Genomic DNA, 18,802 nt, shown 5'->3' with positions numbered 1-18,802 from the left:
GGGCACGGCAGGTGGAGCGGCGGTTCCATGCGGCGGTGGGACTGTCGCCGAAGGTGCTGTGCCGCATCGCGAGGTTGCAGCACGCCGTGGAGCTGTCGCGGGAGCTGGAGGGCGCGGAGTGGGCGCTGGCGGCGGGGTACTACGACCAGGCGCACCAGGTGCGGGAATTCCGGGCGCTGACGGGGCTGACGCCGGGGGCGTACGTGCGCGAGCAGGCGGAGGTCGGATTCGTCCAATCGCCGGAGGCGGCGGGTGCCTAAGGTGGGGGTGTTCCCACTTCGAGGAGGCACACCATGTCCACCGCACCGCAGCAGGCCGAGCAGCACCACCGCATCGACTACATCGAGCTTCCCGCGAAGGACATCGCGGAGGCGAAGCGCTTCTACGGCGCCGTGTTCGGCTGGAGGTTCGAGGACTATGGCCCGGACTACACGAGCTTCATGGACGGGCGGCTGAACGGAGGCTTCGACAAGGAGCGGGAGCCGTCGAAGGGTGGCGCGTTGCTGGTGCTGTATTCGAAGGACCTGGACGCGACGCTGGCGAAGGTGCGCGAGGCCGGCGGGCGCATCGTGAAGGACACGTTCTCCTTCCCCGGCGGCAAGCGCTTCCACTTCACCGACCCCACGGGCAACGAGCTGGCGGTGTGGACGGAGCCTTGACGCGCTGAAGCGACGGGAGGTCGGGGAGTGCCAGGGCTCACGCGAGCTGTCGCGGCCCCAACACTCCCGGTCCCCCAGGACGCGCGGTGCGCGAGCAAGAGGGGCGCGGAGTGATCCCGGATCGCTTGCGTTCGTGGCGCGCGGTAGAAATCGGGTCGGCTCCTCCCAGGGAACGTCGCCCGTGCTCGCTACCGCCAACGCCACCGTCCTCCACGTCAACGACACGCCCGCGAGCCTCTATCTGGGGACCTTCTCACTGCGCCAGGCGGGCTACCACATGCTGGAGGCGGTCACCGGAGGAGAGGCCCTGCGGGTCGCCTTCGATTCGCGCCCCGACGTCATCGTGCTCGACGTGAAGCTTCCCGACATGAGCGGCTATGACGTGTGCCGGCGCCTGAAGGAGGACCCCCGCACCCGCGAGGTCGCCATCATCCACACCTCCGCCACCTTCATCACCGCGGAGAAGAAGGTCGCGGGCCTGCGCGCTGGCGCGGATGTCTACCTCACCCAGCCGTTCGACCCCGAAGAGCTCATCGCCACCGTCAACAGCGTCCTGCGCCTGCGGCGCGTGGAGCGCGAGGCCCTGGCGAACGCCGCCCGCCTGGAGGAGGCCGACCGCAAGAAGGACGAATTCCTCGCCATGCTCGCCCACGAGCTGCGCAACCCGCTGGCCGCCATCTCCGTCGCGGTGCAGATGCTTGGACAGAAGGACTCGAACGGCCTGTCCGAGGCCGACGCGCGCCGCCGCGACATCATCGAGCGGCAGGTGAGCCACCTGCGCCACCTGGTGGACGACCTGCTCGACGTCAGCCGCATCACGCGCGGCAAGTACGCCCTGCGCCGCGGCCAGCTGGACCTCAACACCGTGTTGCAGCACTCGCTCGCCGCCGCGCGGCCCGTGATGGAGGAGCGCGGGCTCATCCTGCGGGAAGCCTTCCCCACCGAGCCCTGCTGGGTGGACGGCGACCGGACGCGGCTGGAGCAGGTCTTCACCAACCTGCTCGACAACGCCGCCAAGTACTCGCCCGAGGGCGGCATCATCACCGTGGGGGCCCACGTGGCCGAGGACTCCCGCGTGCGTGTCTCCGTGCAGGACACCGGCATCGGCCTGCGGCCGGAGGACCAGGAGCACATCTTCGAGCTCTTCGCGCAGCTGGACGCGGGCCTCGCGCGCAGCCGGGGCGGGCTGGGCATTGGCCTGACGCTGGTGCGCCACCTCGTGGACGAACACGGTGGCCAGGTGGAGGTCTTCAGCGAGGGGCCGGGGCAGGGCAGCACCTTCACCATCACGCTGCCGCTGCTCACGGACGACGCGAGGCCCGAGGCCACCGTGGAGCGCATCGAGTCCCGCCGGGGCGAGTGGCGCATCCTCCTGGTCGACGACAACCCCGACGCGCGCGAGGGCCTGCGCGAGATGCTCCAGCTGTGGGGCCACACCGTCGCGGTCGCCTCGGACGGCCCGGAGGCGCTCGCCATGGCGGCCCCTGGCACCTACGACGTCATCATCCTGGACATCGGCCTGCCGGGCCTGGACGGCTATCAGGTGGCGCAGGAGCTGCGTGGGCGCGTGGCGTCGGACGCGCACCTCATCGCGCTCACGGGCTATGGGACGCCGGAGGACCGGGCCCGCAGCGAAGAGGCGGGCTTCGACCTGCACCTGGTCAAGCCCGTGGAGTTGGTGGAGATCGGCCGGGTGCTCGCGCAGCTGGGGCCCGTGAAGCGCGGCACGCGCCGCCGGTCCCAGGCGAAGAGCGCATAGGACCTCACGCCCGGGGCTGGAGGCCCGCCGCGGGCTGCTCCGTGCCTCGCCGCGTCCACCGGTCGCGGATCCATGCCCGGGCCGGCCTCTCCACGCGCTCATGCGTGAGCACGCTCAACCCCACCGAGCCCACGACGAACGCCGCCACCGCCCAGGCGGACGTGGGTGATTCACCCAGCCGCTTGAGCACGGACTTCCAGGCGAACAGCACCGGCATGTGCAGGAGGAAGAGCGCATAGCTCGCCTCACCCAGCCGCCGCAGTGGCCGTGAGGCCAGCACCCGCGCCACGGCTCCCTGGCTCCGCGACAGCAGGATGAACAGCGCCGCGAACACCGGCGCCAGCAGCCCGTTGTGCAACAGCGGGAAGGGCAGCGCCGTGCTCCCCGCGAGCGCCGCGATGACCCCCACGCACACCACCGCCAGCATCACCGGACGCGAGCGCTGCTCCCGCAGCAGGAAGAAGCGCGCCGCGAGGATGCCCAGGATGAACTCCGGCAGCCGCGCCAGCGGGTTGAAGCGCAGCGCCAGCATCCACGGGCCGGAGTGGTACGCGGACGCGGTGCCTCCGGTGTGGTCCGGATCCGCCACCATGTAGAGCGCCGGGAGCACCATCGAGGCGCCGTACGTCACCGCCGCGCCCACCACGAGCGCCTTCGGTCCCAGCAGGCCCAGCCTTCCGGCCAGGAAGGGGAAGGCCGCGTAGAAGAACGCCTCCACGGCCAGCGACCAGCCTGAGCCGTTCCACGCCATCGCGGTCCACGGCGTCCAGCTCTGGAGCAGCAGCGGCGTGACCACCAGCGCCTCCGCGTGTTGCAGTCCCCTGGAAGGGTCCACCGCCCACGTGTCGCGCAGCCCCTTGAGGTAGGCGGGCGCGTCGAGCGCCAGGCCCAACGCATAGACGGGATAGACGCGCGCGAAGCGGGCCACCCAGAACGCCCTGCGGGCCTCGTGCGTGTCCGGTGGCCGCTCCAGGTAGTTGTAGCCAAGGATGAAACCCGACAGGACGAAGAAGACGCTGAGGCTCACGTACCCGCTGTCGAGCAGCCCATGCAGCCCCAGCGGCGCCTCCGTGCCGGTGAAGACCAGGTGATACACGTGGTAGGCGACGACGTGCGCGGTCGCGAGGAACCGCAGCCCGGTGAGTGCATGCAGTGGCGGCAGGGAAGAAGCCATGAGGGCGGTGAGTCTCGCAGCCCCGAGCGCGCTCCTCAAACGGGCCCGGTGCCATGGACCTGCCCGACGGACGCGGAGACTCGCGGCACGAGTCAGGTCACCAGAAGTGTTTCAACCCCACCCAAGGCCGGAAGTTCTTCGCGAGGACGCGCACCGTACGAGTTCCGCGATGGACCGAGATGGCAGGCATTGAGCAGCCGAAAAGCGGGGTCACCAGGCAGTGCCGCCCGCCGGGCGCGCAGCTCAAGAACCTGTCCGACAGTCGGACAGGCTCAGGCCACACGATGCCGAGATCGTGCACCCGGTGGAGCTCAGCAGGCAGCTCACGGCGTCATGCGTGCGCGGACGAAGAAGGCGGGTTCACGGACAGGCACGCAGCTCAAAAACCTGTCCGACAGTCGGACAGGCTCGAGCCACACGAAGCCGAGGCAGCGTGCCTGGCGGAGTTCATCGGCAGGCCACGACGTCATGCCTGCGAGGACGGAAAGACGGATCCAGGGGCAGGGGCCCCGCCAGGTGCGCAGTCCAGAAACCTGTCCGACAGTCGGACAGGCTCAAGTCACATGAAGCACCGCTTGCGCCCCTGCCAGAGTTCCACGGTGGGCCGTGATGTTGTCGTGCATGCGCGGACTGCAAGGTGGGCCCACGGAGAGAGCCCCTGACGGGCGCGCAGCTGAAAAACCAGTCCGACAGTCAGACAGTCAGACAAGTCCGAGCCACATGCGGCCGAGGTCGCGCCCCTGTCAGAGCTCCGCAGTGGGCCGTGATGTTGTCGCGCATGTGCGGACTGCAAGGCAAGTCCACGGAGAGGGCCCGTGCCGGACGCGCAGTCCGGAAACTTGTCCGACTGTCGGACAAGTCCGAGCCACACGCGGCCGAGGTCGCGCCCCTGTCAGAGCTCCGCGGTGGGCCGTGATGTTGTCGTGCATGTGCGGACTGCAAGGCGGGTCCACGGGGAGGGCCCGTGCTGGACGCGCAGTCCGGAAACCTGTCCGACTGTCGGACAAGTCCGAGCCACACGCGGCCGAGGTCGCGCCCCGGGCGGAGCCCGCGGTGGGCCGTGATGTTGTCGTGCGTGCGCGGACGACAAAGTGGGCCCACGGAGAGGGCCCGTGCCGGGCGCAGTCCGGAAACTTGTCCGACTGTCGGACAAGTCCGAGCCACACGCGGCCGAGGTCGCGCTCCTGCCAGAGTTCTACGGTGGGCCGCGGCGTTGTGCGTGCGCGAACTGCAAGGTGGGCCCACGGAGAGGGCTCCTGCCGGGCGCGCAGTCCGGAAACCTGTCCGACAGTCGGACAGGTTTTCGCCGCATGGAGCCCGCGAACTTGTCCGACAGTCGGACAGGTTTTTCGCCGCCCGGGCCCGGAGGGCGCTCCCCTGGTTGGCAATGAGAATGGGGGCCGCATGGCCGTGTCAGACCCCTGTGGTTGGATGGCGATGCTGGAACGAGGAGGGGAATGGGGATGGGACGGGGAGGACTCGTGGCCTATGTGGAGGCGCAAATCGAGCGCGATATCGCGCTGGGACGGTTGCCCCCGAGCGGGCAATTCGGCTCGGAAGCGAAGCTGGCGCGTCGCTATGAGGTGTGCCGGGGCACCATTCGCGAGGCGCTCCGACGACTGGCCGCGCGGGGGCTGGTGGTGCAGCGCTCCGGACGCAAGACGCGCGCGGTGGCGCTGGATGAGTCGCTGACGTTGGAGAACCTGGGCCTGGCGCTGCATGACGCGCGCAACCCGGACGCCCGGTGGCTTCTGGAGGGCTACTTCAGCCTCAAGCGGCAGGTGCTGGTGGAGCTTCTGGCCGATTGCTGCGCGAGGGCGTCGGACCTCGACCTGGAGCGGCTGAGGAGCACGTGCTTCCAGCTCCAGGACGCGGCGCGCTGGGAGTCGGGGGCCACCTGCGCCCAGGTGGAGTTCGAGTTGCTGCGGCAGGCTGCGCGAGTGGCGGCGCGTCCCGGCCACGTGCTCCTCGTTCAGTCCCTGCAGCGGGCATTCCTCGGAGGCGCCGCCCAACTGCTGCCGCTCCTGGGCGGTGAGGCGCTGCGCGAGTGGGCGTTCCGCGTGATGGCGATTCTTCACGAGCGCGACGTGCGGGCGCTTCAGCACGAGCTGCCGGCGCTGCTGAAGGCTTGCGATGAGCGCGTGCTGAATGCCTTCGCTCCCGTCCCCGTGAAGCCTGTGTCCTCCGAGGCCCCATGCTCCCAGGAGGAACTTCTCAGCACCCCTGTGTCAGCCACCGCGCGGGACGATGCGCTGGAGGCACGGCCTTGCGTGCAGGAGTGCCATCTCGGCGAGCCCATGCAAGTCATCGGGCAGGAGAGGGCGCTGGAGGCACAACCCCCGGGCGAGGAGCGCGAACTCGGCGGCGTCGCGTCAGCCGCTGGGGATGGCCAGGTGCTCGGAATTGCTCCCTGCTTCCATGGGGAGGTCCCTGCCGTGGAGCCTGACATCAGGACGGACTTGCCGGGAGCGGCCTTGGGAAACCGGTCCGACTGTCGGACAAGTTGGGACGCTTCGCCTCCGGAGGGTGGCCTTCAATCCGAACCATCAACCACCCGCGCTCATGGACGCACCGGCGTGGCGGAGCGCGAGGAGGGTGGAGCGATTCACGGCCGCCTGAGACGGTGGGCGGCTCGTCTCTGGCGGTCCATTGCGCATTCCCTGGGACGACCTGCCTCGGGGGCCCGTGCTCCAGGCGAACTGCTCAGAGCTGTTCGAGGCCCGGTGCCGACGAGCCTTTCACCGTCGCCTCGTCCGGACGCAGCTTCGTGCGCACGCGCGGGTCCAGCTTGAGGATGACCGCCTCCACCGCCTGCGCCTGGGTGTAGTCGCTGGCCGGCGTGAGCAGGAACAGGCCGACGGCCGCGTCGCCTCCCGCCGCCAGCGCCACCTTCCTCACGTGCGCGATGAGGTCCTGCTTGGAGTCCACCCGCCCCCGGCTGAAGGCCAGCTTGCCCAGCAACTGGTGCGAATATCCGTCCTTCACCTGGAGCGTGTGGGCGGTCATCTCGATGCCCTCCGGCAACGTCTCCTGCAGAAAGATGACCGACGCCGCGTCCTTCACCGCCGCCGCCTGGGTGAGCACCTCGCGGTCGCGCTCGGGCTGGTACTCGCCGTAGCCCCGGTACTGGTTCTGCTCCAGGGCCTTGCCGTGGAGGTAGGTCGAACCCGAGCAACCCAGGATGGCGAAGGTGCCTACGACGAGGGAAAGACAGACAGGTCGAAGGTTCATGCCCTGGCTGTCTAACACAGCGCGCGAGTGCGCTCCTGGACGCGCGGTGTGCCCTTTCGTGCATGAAGCTGGAAATGGAGGCCCCGGCTTCGGCGTAGAACGGGCCACATGCTCAGCCTGCGCAACCTGGTGAAGGTGTATCCGGGCCCGGTGACGGCCCTTCGTGGCGTGGACCTGGATGTCCCCAAGGGAATGTTCGGGCTGCTCGGGCCCAATGGCGCGGGCAAGTCCACGCTGATGAAAATCCTCTCCGGCCTGCTGGAGCCGACCTCCGGCGAGGTGACGCTCGACGGCCTGGACCTCGTGCGCCACCCGGAGGCGCTGCGCCCACACCTGGGCTACCTGCCGCAGGAGTTCGACTTCTATCCGTACCTCTCCGGGCAGGACATGCTGCGCTACCTGCTGGAGCTCAAGGGCGTCACCGCGCCGCAAGGGCTGAAGGCCCTGTGCGCCCAGTTGCTGGAGCGTGTGAACCTCACCTTCGCGGCGAAGCGCAAGGTGAAGGAGTACTCCGGCGGCATGCGGCAGCGGCTGGGCATCGCGCAGGCCCTGGCCGGCGACCCGAAGCTCCTCATCGTGGACGAGCCCACCGCGGGCCTGGACCCCGAGGAGCGCCAGCGCTTCTACCGGCTGCTCGCGGAGGTGGCCCACGAGCGCACGGTGCTCCTGTCCACGCACATCGTGGAGGACGTGGCCATGCTCTGCCCTCGCTTCGCCGTCATCCGCCACGGCCGCGTGATGGCCATCACCAGCCCCACCGAGGCCAAGGCCGCTCTCCACGACACCCTCTTCGAGGGCACCGTCCCTCCGGCCGACATGGCCGCCTTCCAGCAGGCCCACCGCGTCACCCAGGCGGTGCTCTTCGAGGGCCGGAACCGCGTGCGCATCCACGCCGCCCCGGGCGCACCCGTGCCCCCTGGCTTCGAGCGCACGCCGCCCACGCTGGAGGACGCCTACCTCCTCCTGATGAAGGACGCGCCCGGGCCCAAGGCCCCCGCGCCCACGGCGGCCCCGGCTCCAGCGTCCGCCCCGGCGGTGGGCGCGTGAACGCGGCCCGGCTCTGGCGTGTGGCGCGCACCGAGTGGCGGCACCAGACACGGCGCCCCTTGTTCTGGGTGCTGCTGGTGTTGCTGGTGCTGGTGGTGTGGGGCGTGTCCTCCGGCAACGTCACCATCGACGCGGGCAGCACGGAGGTGGGTGGCAAGAAGGCGTGGATCACCAGCGCCTTCGCCGTCGCGCAGACGGTGCTCCTGCTCACCTTCATGCTGTTCACCTTCTTCGTGTCCGTGGGCGCGGGCATGTCCGTCATCTCCGACGACGAGGCCCGTGTGCAGCCCATCATGCACACCACGCCGCTGACGCCCTCGGAGTACGTGTGGGGCAAGTTCGCGGGCGTGCTGGGCGCGTATGTGCTGGCGCTCGGGTGGATGATGGGGCTGCTCGTCTTCTTCCACCACGTCGTGCCCGCGGGCGCGGACGCGGAGTTCCGCGGGCCCTTCGCTTGGGGGAACTACGTGGGCGGCGCGGTGTGGTTCGGCCTGCCGCTCATCGTCTTCATGGCGGGCGCGGCCTTCGCCACGGGCGAGCGCACGCGCCGCGCGGTGCCGGTGTACTTCCTGCCGGTGGGGCTGTTCTTCCTCTGCGCGTTCTTCCTCTGGGATTGGTCTCCCGGCTGGCTGGACCCGAGCGTGAACCGGTTCCTGATGGCGCTGGACCCCGGCGGCTTCCGGTGGCTCACGGAGACGTGGATCAAGGTGGACCGGGGCGTGGACTTCTACAACACGCAGCCCGTGGGCCTGGACGCCCTCTTCGTCACCAGCCGCTTCGTGCTCATGGCCCTGGGCCTGGGCGCGGTGGCCTGGAGCGAACGCCACTTCCGCCGCGCGCTCCGGGGCGAGGTGCGCACGAAGGCCCCTCGCAAGAGCGTGGTCATCGACGCGCCGCCCACGCAGGTGGCGCTGTCGCACGCGGAGGCACCGCTGTCCGCGCTGCGCATGGCCGTCCGTCCGCCGGGCTTCTGGACGGGGCTGTGGACGGTGACGCGCGCGGAAGGGCGGGGGCTGCTGTCGCAGCCGGGGCTCTACCTGTTCCTGCCCCTCTTGATGTTGCAGATGGTGTCCCAGGGCGCCACGGCGGTGGGCCCCTTCGACACGAGCCTGCTGCTGGTGCCCGGCCGCTTCGCGGTGCGCACGATGGGGCAGGCGTCGGTGCTCGTGTGTCTGTTGTTGATGTTCTACGTGGTGGAGTCGCTGGAGCGCGAGCAGGCCTCCCACTTCGCGCCCATCCATGACGCGACCCCTGTGCGCACGCTGTCGGTGCTGCTGGGCAAGGCGCTGGCGAACAGCCTGGTGGCGGTGGCGTTGCTGACGGCCATGGCGCTCGCGGGCTCGCTGGTGCAGGTGTCCCAGGGCACGGTGCCGCTGTCGCTGACGCCGTATGTCCTGGTGTGGGGGCTGTTGCTGTTCCCCACCTTCCTCCTGTGGACGGGCTTCATCCTGGCCGCGCGCGCGGTGACGGGAGGCCGCTTCGGCACCTATGCGCTGGCCCTGGCCGCGCTGGGCCTCACCGGCTACGTCGCCGTGCGAGGCGACCTCACCTGGGTGACGAACTGGCCCCTGTGGGACGCGGTGCGGTGGACCGACCTGGGCGCGTTCCAGATAGACCGCGCCGCGCTGGTGCTCAACCGCGTGGCCGCGCTGGGCGGAGCGGTCTTCTTCACCGCGCTGGCGGTGCGCCTGGACGGCCGGCGCGTGCGGGACCCGGTGACGACGCTGGAGGGACTGAAGCCCTCGGGCCTTGGACGCGGGCTGTGGCGGCTGGCGCCTTGCCTGGCGGTGCCGGTGGTGGCGCTGACGTGGCTGGGCATCCTCGTGGGGCAGGGCCACCAGGGCGCGGCGGCGAAGAAGCGCGCCAGGGAGTACTGGCAGAAGAACCTGGCGACGTGGAAGGACGCGCCGCAGCCCATGCTGGCGGACGTGGACCTGGACGTGGACCTGGAGCCGGAGGCGAGCGCCTTCCGCATGAAGGGCACGTACACGCTGATGAACCGTCACGCCGTGGCGCTGCCGCGCTTCGCCTTGAGCGGCGGCGACGGCTGGACGGACGTGCGCTGGACGCTGGACGGCCAGGACGTGACGCCGGAGGACCGCGCCGGGTTGTATGTCTTCACGCCGTCCACGCCGCTGCCCCCCGGCGCGAAGGTGACGGTGGGCTTCCAGTACGCGGGCCACGTGCCCGCGGGCGTGTCCCGCGCGGGCGGCTCGTTCAAGGAGTTCATCCTCCCGTCCGGCGCGGTGCTCACCAGCGAGACGCCCACGTTCGCGCCGGTGGTGGGCTACGAGGAGGAGCGCGGCATCGACCCGAAGGAGAACAAATACGAGCCGCGCGTGTACCCGGACGACTTCTACGAAGGGCCCACCGAGTCCTCCTGGGGCAGCAACATGCCGTTCCCGTTCCGGATCCGCGTGAGCGGCCCGGAGGCCTACACGCTCAACTCCGTGGGCGTGCGCGAGAGCGACACGGTGAAGGACGGCCGGCGCACCACCGTGTGGCGGAGCGACCATCCGGTGAGCTTCTTCAACGTCATCGCGGGAAGGTGGACCCGCGTGGACGGCGCGGGCACGGTGGTGTTCCACGACCCCGCGCATGGCTACAACGTGCCGGAGATGATGCGGGGGCTGGAGGCCGCGCGCCGGTACTACTCGGAGTGGTTCCATCCGTTCCCGTGGGCGGAGCTGAAGCTGTCCGAGTTCGCCGGCCTGGACACCTACGCGCAGGGCTTCCCCACGGACATCACGTTCTCGGAGTCCATCGGGTTCCTCACGCGAACGACGCCGGAGTCGAACGCGGTGCTGCTCGTCACCGCGCACGAGGCCGCGCACCAGTGGTGGGGCAACCTGCTCATCCCCGGCAAGGGACCCGGCGGCAACGTGCTGTCGGAGGGCATGTCGCATTACTCGTCGCTGAAGCTCATCGAGCAGCTCGACGGGCAGGAGGCTCGCCGGCAGACCGCGAAGCGCATGGAGGAGCGCTACGGCAAGGACCGGCGCGTGGACGCGGAGCAGCCGCTGGTGAAGCTGGACGGCTCGCGCGACGGCGACACGGTGGTCCTCTACGAGAAGGGCGGCTGGACGTTCTGGATGCTGGAGGACCTGATGGGCCGCGACGCGATGCACGCGGGGCTCCAGGCCTTCCTGAAGCAATACATGAACAACGCCGACCACCCGGTGCTGCAGGACTTCATCGCGGTGATGCGCCCGTTCGCGCCGTCACCCGAGGCGTTCGACCGCTTCACCCGGCAGGCCTTCTTCGAGGTCGTGGTGCCCGAGTACCGCGTCACCGACGCGCGCGTGACGAAGGACCGCGGCCAGTGGGTGACCACGGCGACGGTGACGAACGTGGGCACGGGCCGCATGCCGGTGGAGGTGACGGTGACGAAGGCCGGTGAGTCCGCCGCGCCCCTGGGGGCCGCGGAGGCCGTGACGCGCGCGGAGCCCGGCGCGGGTGAAGCGGTGCAGGTGACGCTGCGCTCGGAGTTCGAGCCGGAGCGGCTGCTGGTGGACCCGGACGTGCGCGTGCTCCAGCTACGCCGCGAGCAGGCCCAGGCGAAGCTCTCGCCGCCGTGACACGGTGACATGCGTGTCCCCGCGCTGGGGACAGGTTGTCACGATGTCAGACGTCACCGCCGGGCCGCTCCCTCTGTGAGCAGGCTGGCACATCGATTGCGGTGGGTGTCCTCCGCATGACGGGCCTCGGGGGTCCGCTTCATGACGGGGGTTCATCACATGGTCGCGATGAAGTGGAAGCTGGGTGTGTCGCTGGTGCTCGTGTCGGCGGTGGCGTTCGCGCAGGAGGAGGCCGTCACCACGGGCTCGTTCCCGGTGGAGCGCCGCAACGTGGTGACGGTGTCCGTCCCCCTCCAGAGCCTGAGTCACCTGTCACTCGAGGGCGAGCGCGTGATGGGGGAGCGCTTCTCCGTGGGCCTGGGCGTGTCCGCGCTCTTCAACCAGGTGCGCTCGAGGTTTGATGAGACCCAGGCTGACGGCGTGGAGGGGTTCGACAGCGGCTCCTACCGGCTGGGCCTCGAGCCTTCGGTGCGCTTCTACCTGACGGGGCGGGCGCCCCAGGGCCTGTGGGTGTCACCGCGCCTGGAGGCGAGCCTGGGGCGCAACACGAGTGAAACGGTGCCGAGCCAGGACGAGGGACTGTCGTTGATCGACAACTCCACGGACATCTGGTCCGTGGGTGGGGCGGCGGTCGTGGGCTACAGCGTGGTGCTGGAGCCCGGCTTCACGGTGCAGGGCGGCGTGGGGTTCGGGGCCCGCCGCGAGGCGCTCGCCTACGACGTGGTGCGCCCCGGCGAGAACGGCCTTTCGGCGCTGACGCGGGTCCACCAGTCGACGTGGCTGTTCACCCAGCGCATCCTGCTCAACGTGGGCTGGGCCTTCTAAAGGTCAGGGCCCGTGCGCCCGCGTGCTCACGGTCCACGGCGTGCGAGTCGTGTCCACCCACAGGAGCTGGAGGTCCCAGCCGCCGGGCGCGGCGCCGGGCGTGTCGGTGGCGACGGCGAAGACGCGCGTGTCCGGCTGGGGCGTCACGGAGAAGCTGGTGCGCGGCGCGCGGTTGGCGTCGTTGGACGGCACCACGCCCAGAGTGACGGTGCCCCCGGAGGGCAGCGGCAGGCCGTCCTGCGCGGTGGCGGAGGCGAAGGGCACGTCGAGGAAGGGCGCGTCCGGCAGCACGCGGCGCTCCGAGCCCAGCGGGCCCACGTCCACGGCGGGCGTGTTCGCGGCCGCGTGCACCCAGCGCAGGCGCAGGTTGGACGGGTCGCTCGCGAAGCGGTCCGTGAGGGGCAGCAGCGTGAACGGAGATGCGGCCGGCCGGGGCGGCACGAGGTATCCCGCGGCGACCATCAGGTAGCGCTCGCCCGGGACGAGCGTGGGCGTCGTCGCCGTCACCACCGGCGCGCTCGTGGGGCGCTCCGTCCCGGACGCGGCGGCGAAGAAGTCCAGCGTGTACGCGCCCGGCGGTACCTGGAGCGGTGAGGACAGCGCGCCGTAGGCGAGGCCCCCGGACAGCTCGCGGTCGCTGGCGAAGAGGTCCAGCGCGGGCGCGTCCGGCGACGCGTGCAGCACGTACACCGTGGGGTTCTGCCGGAGGATGGCCAGCGTGCCGTCGCGGCCCGCGGTGAGCAGCGAGAAGCCGTCGCCCGCGCGCGCCGGGGCGGACATGAGGCCGGTGGCGACGACGAGCGTGTCGGTGCCGGAGCCGGGCGCGGGCACGGTGAAGGACGTCAGCGGCTGTCCGCCCGTGCGGAGGCCCACCTGGAACGCGGCGCCGGAGGGAAGCACCAGCGCCGCTTCTCCAGAGTCCTTGAAGCGCGCGAGCGCCCCCACCTCCACCGAGCCGTCATTGCCCAGGTCCACGTCCACCGTCGGCGCGTCCGTGCCGGCGTTGACGATGCGCACGCGCGTCTGGCCTCCGTCGGCGGGCACGGTGTTGTCGCGCAGGAGCATCGTGCGCATCGCCGCGTCGGAGTCCGAGGACCCGAAGGCCCCCGCGGCCACCACCGTCCAGCGCGTCCCGGCCTCCATGCCCACCGGCTGGGACACGACAGGGCGCGAGTCCACCGCCGCGCCCGTGGGCCGCAGCTCCACGGTGACCGCGCCCGCGTCGCGCGTGAGGTAGGGCGTGGTGGCGCCATAGGCCACGGCCCGGGCCACGGGCGTGGGATTGCCCGCGAGGTACACGTCCATCGCGGGAGCGCCCGGCGCGGCCTGCACGATGCGCAGCTGGGCTTGGGTTGGGGGGACGAGCACCGGCCCGTCCTGGGTGGGAGGCGTGTCGGAGTCCTCCGCCGAGCCGCCGCCGCACGCGGGCGCGAACACCCCCAGCGACGTGAGCGCGACGACGAGCAGTGTCTTCCCCCGCATCCAGGCCATGTCGAAGTCCCCTCCTCGGCGGGCCGCGGACGCGGCTCGGCACCGATGTCGACAGGGGTAAGGGTGGGCATCACCCTCACGCGGGCGAACCCCCACGCAAGGGCCACTGTCCGCCCGCGACGTTGTGCACCGGCGCACGTCGCAAGTCCCGGGCATCACGGGCGTGGAGGGCTTCAAGGGGCGGCAGGAGGCGATCACCCGGCCCCGCGGTCACGGTCGCCCGGCCGCCGCGGCGCGGCATCCCGCCCGGGTCATCCCGTGTTCAAAACACATCATCGCGCGAGGAGAGAGGAATGGGGCGCGCGGATGCCGAGGAGTGCGACGGCGCTGGTAGGGTCGGAGGCACCATGAACCTCGCGTCCCTTCCGCTCATCGTGTCCCTGCTCACGGCGCAGACGCCCGCGCCGGCGCCGTCGAAGACGCCCCCCGCGCCGGCCGCCGCCGCGAAGGCCCCGTCCGCCGTCCCCGGCATCGCCCCGCTGCCCGGCCTGCCCAACCTGTGGGTGAGCGGCGTGCCGGCGGTGCCGCCCGCGCTCTCCCAGCGCGTGCAGCAGTACCTGGAGTCCCGCTCCGCGCAGCTGTTGGACGTGAGCGGGGATGGCCAGCAGGTGCTCATCTCCACGCGCTTCGCGGACGTCAATCAGCTGCACCTGGTGGAGATGCCGCTGGGCTCGCGCACGCAGCTCACCTTCACGAAGGAGCCCATCAACCGGGCGCGCTTCCTGCCGGGCAATCCGCAGGTCATCTTCTACCTGCAGGACACGGGCGGCGGAGAGTTCTACCAGGTGCTCAAGCTGGACCGGCGCACGGGCCGCTCGGAGCTGCTGACGGACGGCAAGAGCCGGCATGAGGAGCTGGTGGTGTCGAAGGACGGGCGCTGGCTCGCGTACGCGGGCACGGGGCGCAACGGCAAGGACACCGACGTGTACGTCGCGCCCACGGCGGACCCCAAGCAGGCGAAGCGGGTGACGGAGGTGGAGGGCAGCTGGGCGCCGCTGGAGTTCTCCCAGGACGGCTCCAAGCTGCTCGTGCGCCAGTACCGCGCGGCGGATGACGCGGACTTGAGCGTGGTGGACGTGAAGACGAACACGCGCACACAGCTGACGCCCAAGGAGGGCAAGGGCAGCGTGGACGCCGCCGTCTTCACGCACGACGGGCAGGGCGTGTACGTGGCCACGGACCGCTACAGCGACTTCGCGGAGGTGTACCGGCTGCCGCTCACGGGCGCGCCTCCGGCCGCGCCGCCGTCGCTGACGAAGTCGGTGCGCTGGAACGTGCAGGACCTGGAGCTGTCTCCGGACGGGCGCAAGCTGGCGGTGGCCATCAACGAGGAGGGCTTCGGCCGGCTGTACCTGCTGGACACGCGCACGCAGGCGCTGTCGCCGGTGGAGACGCCGCGCGGGGTGCTTTCGCAGGTCCGCTTCCCGGCAAAGCGGTCGGACCGCGTGGCGTTCTCGCTGACGTCGGCGCGCGTGCCGCTGGACATCTTCACGGTGGACCTGGGGACGAAGAAGACCACGCGCTGGACGCGCTCGGAGGTGGGCGGGTTGGATCCGGAGACGTTCGTGGAGCCGGAGCTGGTGCGCTACCCGTCCACGGACGGCGTGAAGGTGCCGGCGTTCCTGTACCTGCCGAAGAACGCGAAGGGGAAGGTGCCGGTGGTGGTGATGTTCCACGGCGGCCCGGAGGGCCAGAGCCAGCCCATCTTCAGCGCGCAGACCCAGCTGATGGTGACGGAGCTGGGCATGGCGGTGCTGCTGCCCAACGTGCGCGGCTCGGAAGGGTACGGCAAGGCGTACCGCGCCATGGATGACGGCGTGAAGCGCGAGGCGAGCCTGGCGGACATCGGGGCCACGCTGGACTTCGTCGCCTCCCGGCCGGAGCTGGACGCGTCGCGGGTGGGCATCTACGGCGGCTCGTACGGTGGCTACATGACGCTGGCGGCGGCGGCGTTCTTCCCGGAGCGCATCAAGGCGGCGGTGGACGTGGTGGGCATCTCGTCGCTGCCGTCGTTCCTGCAGAACACGCAGGCGTACCGGCGGGACCTGCGGCGCGCGGAGTACGGTGACGAGCGCAACCCGGAGGTGCGCAAGGTGCAGGAGCGCATCTCGCCGCTGGGGTCGGTGGACAAGATCCGCGCGGCGCTCTTCGTGCAGCAGGGGGCCAATGACCCGCGCGTGCCGCAGTCGGAGGCGGAGCAGATCGTCCAGGCGGTGCGCAAGAAGGGCTCGGACGTCTGGTACCTGCTGGCCACGGACGAGGGGCACGGGTTCCAGAAGAAGACCAACCGGGACATGGCCCAGACGACGGCGCTGATGTTCTTCGAAAAGCACCTGCTGGGACCGGCGGCAGGGCAGGGGAGCGGGGCAGCGGGCGGAAGGTAGCCCTCACTTCGGAGGGACCCGGCCGCCGCCGATATGTCGGCGGCCGGGGGACGTTACACATTGTCCATGTCAGCGAGGAGAGTCCTATCCATGAAGCGCAACAGCCAGTCATTGCGTCGGGGTGTGGGAGTGTTGGCGGTACTCGCGGGTGTGGGCGGAGCGTGGGCGTCCTCGGCGCAGGACCAGATCGGCTTCAGCGTCGCGCGGACGCAGTTCAACCTGCGGATCACGCCGGACAACGTCACGGGGCCCGAGTTCCAGGTGTCCCGTCTTCCAGGCGAGCTGCGAGGCCGCGTGGCGGACGCCCCGGTGACGCTGAGGCTGGAGGACGAGAAGGTGAAGGGCAACATCGGGACCGCGGTGGTGAACCTGGACGTGAAGAAGGAAGGCGACGCGCTGAAGGCGAAGGGCGGCTTCTACGGGCGCCCCGTCAACCTGACGCTGTCGCCGCAGGAGCTGACGGTGTACGTGCGCGACTGCACGTACCGGCTGAAGGCGAAGGAAGAAGGCCGCACCTACGAGGGAAAGCGCAGCTGCGACCGCTCGTTCATGCCGCCCACGGTCATCACGCTGCCGGACGCCTTCCTCGCGGCCTCGCCCGCGGAGCAGGCGTCGCTGCTGCTCCTGGCGCTGTAGTTTCCCCATAGGCTCGGGACGCGATGACGCGTTCCGATTCCCGTGGAGAGGAGGCCTGGCACCGGATGCTGCCGGTGCTGGGACTCCTGTGGGTGTTCTCGCTGGCCGCGTGCGCGATCGATGGCTCCTTCGAGCGGGAGCCGTTCGAAGAGGCGACGGGTGAAGACACCCCGGCCGAACGCGCGGGCCTCGGATTCACGCGAGAGGGGGCATTGGAGCGCGCTTCGCCCGTGGGCAGTGAGCGCGCCCGGCAGGCGGAAGCGGCCCGGGTGGTGCGTGAACTCTGGGAGGTCGCGGGTGCGCGCGGAGTTCCCGGCGAGTCGTGGACCTTTGACTACCAGGTGCACGGCGGTGCGCTGACGTTGTTGTCCTTCCGGCGCACGGCGGCGGGCCAGGGCGCCAATGCGACCGCGGAGTGGAGCGGGTTCTCCCGCGAGCTGACGCGGAGCCTGTCCACGCTGGTGGGGGTGAAGCCGCGACGCCTGCGCTTCACGCTGGAGCGAGGGTTGGAGCGCTGGCGCTTCGAGCTGGAGGCGGTCCGCGGTCCGGTCGCGGTCCATGCGCGAACGGTGCCCGAGTCCCTACCGGGCGCATCCGGACTTCTGGTGTCGGATGCGCTGACGGTGGCCCGGCAGCTGCTGCCCGCGTCTCGCGTGCCTTGGGAGGGGCGGGTGCAGGAGCGGGCAAGGCTCCAGTTCGAAGGACTGCGATTGCATCCGGAGGTAGAGCCGGGCGTCTTCGAGGTTCAGGAGGGTTCGGGCCGGAGGACTGCGCCCGGGAGCGCGGACCTGCGCATGCCCGTGGTGCAGGCGCTGTTGCCCTTCGCGAACGCGGTGGGAAGCCGCACCGTCGAATTGGAGCTGGAGGGAATGCACGTGCGCGGTGAAGCCGAGCCGCGCTGGCGGGTGGTGGCGGCGACGACGCTCGAACCCTCCGCGCCTCCGGATGGGATGCAGGACATCGCCAGGGAGTACCGGGCGATGCAGGAGGACATCCTCCGGCACTGGCGTGAGGAGGTACAGGACAGTGCGCGCCTCGCGGGAGTGTGGTCCTTCGAGCAGCTCGCATACTGGTACGTGGGAGGCTTCATCGCGAAGGGAGCGCTCGGCGCGATGGAGGCCGTCGCGCCCACGGTGGTCTCGGTGCTGGGCAGGGGCGGGGCGAAGGCCGCACAGTGGTTCCGAACGGTGTTGATCCGCACTCCGCCCGCAGAGCGCGAAGCCCTCCAGCGCATCTGGATGAAGGTAGAGGCAGAGGGCCTGATGGCGCTCGAGGCCGGGGAGCAGGCCCGACTCCGGTCCTTGCTGAAAGGCATGGAGCACCGGCTTCGGACACCCATCACGGACAAATACTCGAAGGACAAGCTTCGGGAATGGGCTCGGCAGGAATACTTCGAAGTTCATCAGCCCCGGCTGGCCCAGGCCCTGGGGAAGGAGCGCCTGGGGACGTACCAGGTGCACCATCTGGTGCCCATCGAGCATGCCCATCTGTTTCCCACCCGCGGTGTCAACGCGGCGGAGAACCTGGTGGGCATGGCGCGGGAGGTTCATTCGAGCGTCAACTCGGTTTGGACGTTCGTGCGGACGAACACGAAGCGCGTCTCCGCCAGGGAGGTGGAGGAAATTGCTCACATCACGCACAACCACTTCGGACGGTGGTTTCACGTCCTGTACGATCCGTCGAAGTCAGGAGCTGCACTTGCCTCCGCGGAGAAGGCCGCGCTGAAGGAAGTCGCGGCCGTGCTGGGTTTGTAGGTCCTGGCGTTTCAGGAGGCGTGTTCGCTTGGCTGGACCGGATACGGAGGGGAGCGGATGGATGAGGCTGGTGGAGACCTGCCATCGCTTGGGCTTTCAGGTCAGCGTGGAGCCCCCCTCGGCCGATGCCCCTCGGCCTGGTTCAACGCTGTTGGATGCGCCAATCGATCCGATACTCGCCGGACTCTATTCGCGGGCGGGCCGAGCCACTCTGGGAGACATCGAGCTGTATCGCCCTGGCTCCGGTCCGGATGGCGTCCTCGA

Annotated in this window: 13 protein-coding genes; 10 read left to right on the top strand and 3 right to left on the bottom strand. The window is 70.3% G+C overall.

Translation table 11 applies throughout. The features are described from left to right. The 3 genes from D7V80_RS08475 to D7V80_RS08465 all read left to right on the top strand — a co-directional run. On the top strand, nucleotides 1-260 hold a 260-nt coding region (locus tag D7V80_RS08475; RefSeq protein WP_147447024.1), incomplete at its 5' end, for a helix-turn-helix domain-containing protein. 33 nt (nucleotides 261-293) lie between these two features. Next, nucleotides 294-659: a VOC family protein gene (locus tag D7V80_RS08470; RefSeq protein WP_120587668.1), complete on the top strand. Its 366-nt coding sequence runs from the start codon at nucleotides 294-296 to the stop codon at nucleotides 657-659. Nucleotides 660-840: 181 nt separating this feature from the next. Then, on the top strand, nucleotides 841-2,418 hold the full coding sequence (locus tag D7V80_RS08465) for a response regulator (RefSeq protein WP_120587667.1): 1,578 nt from the start codon (nucleotides 841-843) through the stop codon (nucleotides 2,416-2,418). Between the two features lie 4 nt (nucleotides 2,419-2,422). Here the strand turns inward: D7V80_RS08465 and D7V80_RS08460 are convergent, their stop codons facing one another. Continuing rightward, a complete protein-coding gene (locus D7V80_RS08460) occupies nucleotides 2,423-3,592 on the bottom strand; it encodes an acyltransferase (RefSeq protein WP_120587666.1) in 1,170 nt (389 codons plus the stop codon). Nucleotides 3,593-5,049: 1,457 nt separating this feature from the next. Between D7V80_RS08460 and D7V80_RS08455 the strand changes: the two genes are divergently transcribed. Further along, complete coding sequence (locus D7V80_RS08455) at nucleotides 5,050-6,384, top strand: FadR/GntR family transcriptional regulator (protein ID WP_233585214.1); 1,335 nt, start codon at nucleotides 5,050-5,052, stop codon at nucleotides 6,382-6,384. Here D7V80_RS08455 and D7V80_RS08450 read toward each other — a convergent pair. Beyond that, nucleotides 6,296-6,823, bottom strand: coding sequence for a hypothetical protein (locus D7V80_RS08450; protein ID WP_120587665.1), 528 nt, complete (start codon nucleotides 6,821-6,823; stop codon nucleotides 6,296-6,298). The two genes, D7V80_RS08455 and D7V80_RS08450, sit on opposite strands and share 89 nt — an antisense overlap. A 108-nt stretch (nucleotides 6,824-6,931) precedes the next feature. Here D7V80_RS08450 and D7V80_RS08445 point away from each other — a divergent pair, with 108 nt between their 5' ends. The 3 genes from D7V80_RS08445 (at nucleotide 6,932) to D7V80_RS08435 (ending at nucleotide 12,273) form a co-directional block, all read left to right on the top strand. Beyond that, complete coding sequence (locus D7V80_RS08445) at nucleotides 6,932-7,870, top strand: ABC transporter ATP-binding protein (RefSeq protein ID WP_120587664.1); 939 nt, start codon at nucleotides 6,932-6,934, stop codon at nucleotides 7,868-7,870. Then, on the top strand, nucleotides 7,867-11,448 hold the full coding sequence (locus tag D7V80_RS08440) for a M1 family aminopeptidase (protein WP_147447023.1): 3,582 nt from the start codon (nucleotides 7,867-7,869) through the stop codon (nucleotides 11,446-11,448). Before D7V80_RS08445 ends, D7V80_RS08440 begins: the two co-directional genes overlap by 4 nt. 159 nt (nucleotides 11,449-11,607) lie before the next feature. Then, nucleotides 11,608-12,273 carry a hypothetical protein gene (locus D7V80_RS08435; protein ID WP_120587662.1) on the top strand — a complete coding sequence of 222 codons (666 nt, stop codon included), beginning with the start codon at nucleotides 11,608-11,610 and terminating at the stop codon, nucleotides 12,271-12,273. Between the two features lie 3 nt (nucleotides 12,274-12,276). Here the strand turns inward: D7V80_RS08435 and D7V80_RS08430 are convergent, their stop codons facing one another. Beyond that, a complete protein-coding gene (locus D7V80_RS08430) occupies nucleotides 12,277-13,764 on the bottom strand; it encodes a DUF4397 domain-containing protein (protein ID WP_158616576.1) in 1,488 nt (495 codons plus the stop codon). Nucleotides 13,765-14,111: 347 nt separating this feature from the next. Between D7V80_RS08430 and D7V80_RS08425 the strand changes: the two genes are divergently transcribed. From D7V80_RS08425 to D7V80_RS08415, 3 genes are all read left to right on the top strand, one after another. Next, a complete protein-coding gene (locus tag D7V80_RS08425) occupies nucleotides 14,112-16,148 on the top strand; it encodes an alpha/beta fold hydrolase (RefSeq protein ID WP_120587660.1) in 2,037 nt (678 codons plus the stop codon). Between the two features lie 90 nt (nucleotides 16,149-16,238). Continuing rightward, the gene (locus D7V80_RS08420) at nucleotides 16,239-16,784 is read left to right on the top strand and encodes a hypothetical protein (RefSeq protein WP_120587659.1); all 546 of its coding nucleotides are present in this window, start codon (nucleotides 16,239-16,241) and stop codon (nucleotides 16,782-16,784) included. A 23-nt stretch (nucleotides 16,785-16,807) separates the two neighbouring features. After that, complete coding sequence (locus D7V80_RS08415; protein WP_147447022.1) at nucleotides 16,808-18,538, top strand: hypothetical protein; 1,731 nt, start codon at nucleotides 16,808-16,810, stop codon at nucleotides 18,536-18,538. Nucleotides 18,539-18,802 lie beyond the last annotated feature (264 nt).

The organism is Corallococcus sp. CA054B (assembly GCF_003611625.1).
In the GTDB taxonomy this organism is placed as follows: Bacteria; Myxococcota; Myxococcia; order Myxococcales; family Myxococcaceae; genus Corallococcus; species Corallococcus coralloides.
This window is presented reverse-complemented; position numbering and strand designations above follow the sequence as displayed.

Bases quoted from the DNA above. Each gene is read 5' to 3' on its own strand.
- D7V80_RS08470 (WP_120587668.1), top strand. From the start codon at position 294: ATGTCCACCGCACCGCAGCAGGCCGAGCAGCACCACCGCATCGACTAC.
- D7V80_RS08460 (WP_120587666.1), bottom strand. From the start codon at position 3,592: ATGGCTTCTTCCCTGCCGCCACTGCATGCACTCACCGGGCTGCGGTTC.
- D7V80_RS08455 (WP_233585214.1), top strand. From the start codon at position 5,050: ATGGGGATGGGACGGGGAGGACTCGTGGCCTATGTGGAGGCGCAAATC.
- D7V80_RS08450 (WP_120587665.1), bottom strand. From the start codon at position 6,823: ATGAACCTTCGACCTGTCTGTCTTTCCCTCGTCGTAGGCACCTTCGCC.
- D7V80_RS08445 (WP_120587664.1), top strand. From the start codon at position 6,932: ATGCTCAGCCTGCGCAACCTGGTGAAGGTGTATCCGGGCCCGGTGACG.
- D7V80_RS08435 (WP_120587662.1), top strand. From the start codon at position 11,608: ATGGTCGCGATGAAGTGGAAGCTGGGTGTGTCGCTGGTGCTCGTGTCG.
- D7V80_RS08430 (WP_158616576.1), bottom strand. From the start codon at position 13,764: ATGGCCTGGATGCGGGGGAAGACACTGCTCGTCGTCGCGCTCACGTCG.
- D7V80_RS08425 (WP_120587660.1), top strand. From the start codon at position 14,112: ATGAACCTCGCGTCCCTTCCGCTCATCGTGTCCCTGCTCACGGCGCAG.
- D7V80_RS08420 (WP_120587659.1), top strand. From the start codon at position 16,239: ATGAAGCGCAACAGCCAGTCATTGCGTCGGGGTGTGGGAGTGTTGGCG.
- D7V80_RS08415 (WP_147447022.1), top strand. From the start codon at position 16,808: ATGACGCGTTCCGATTCCCGTGGAGAGGAGGCCTGGCACCGGATGCTG.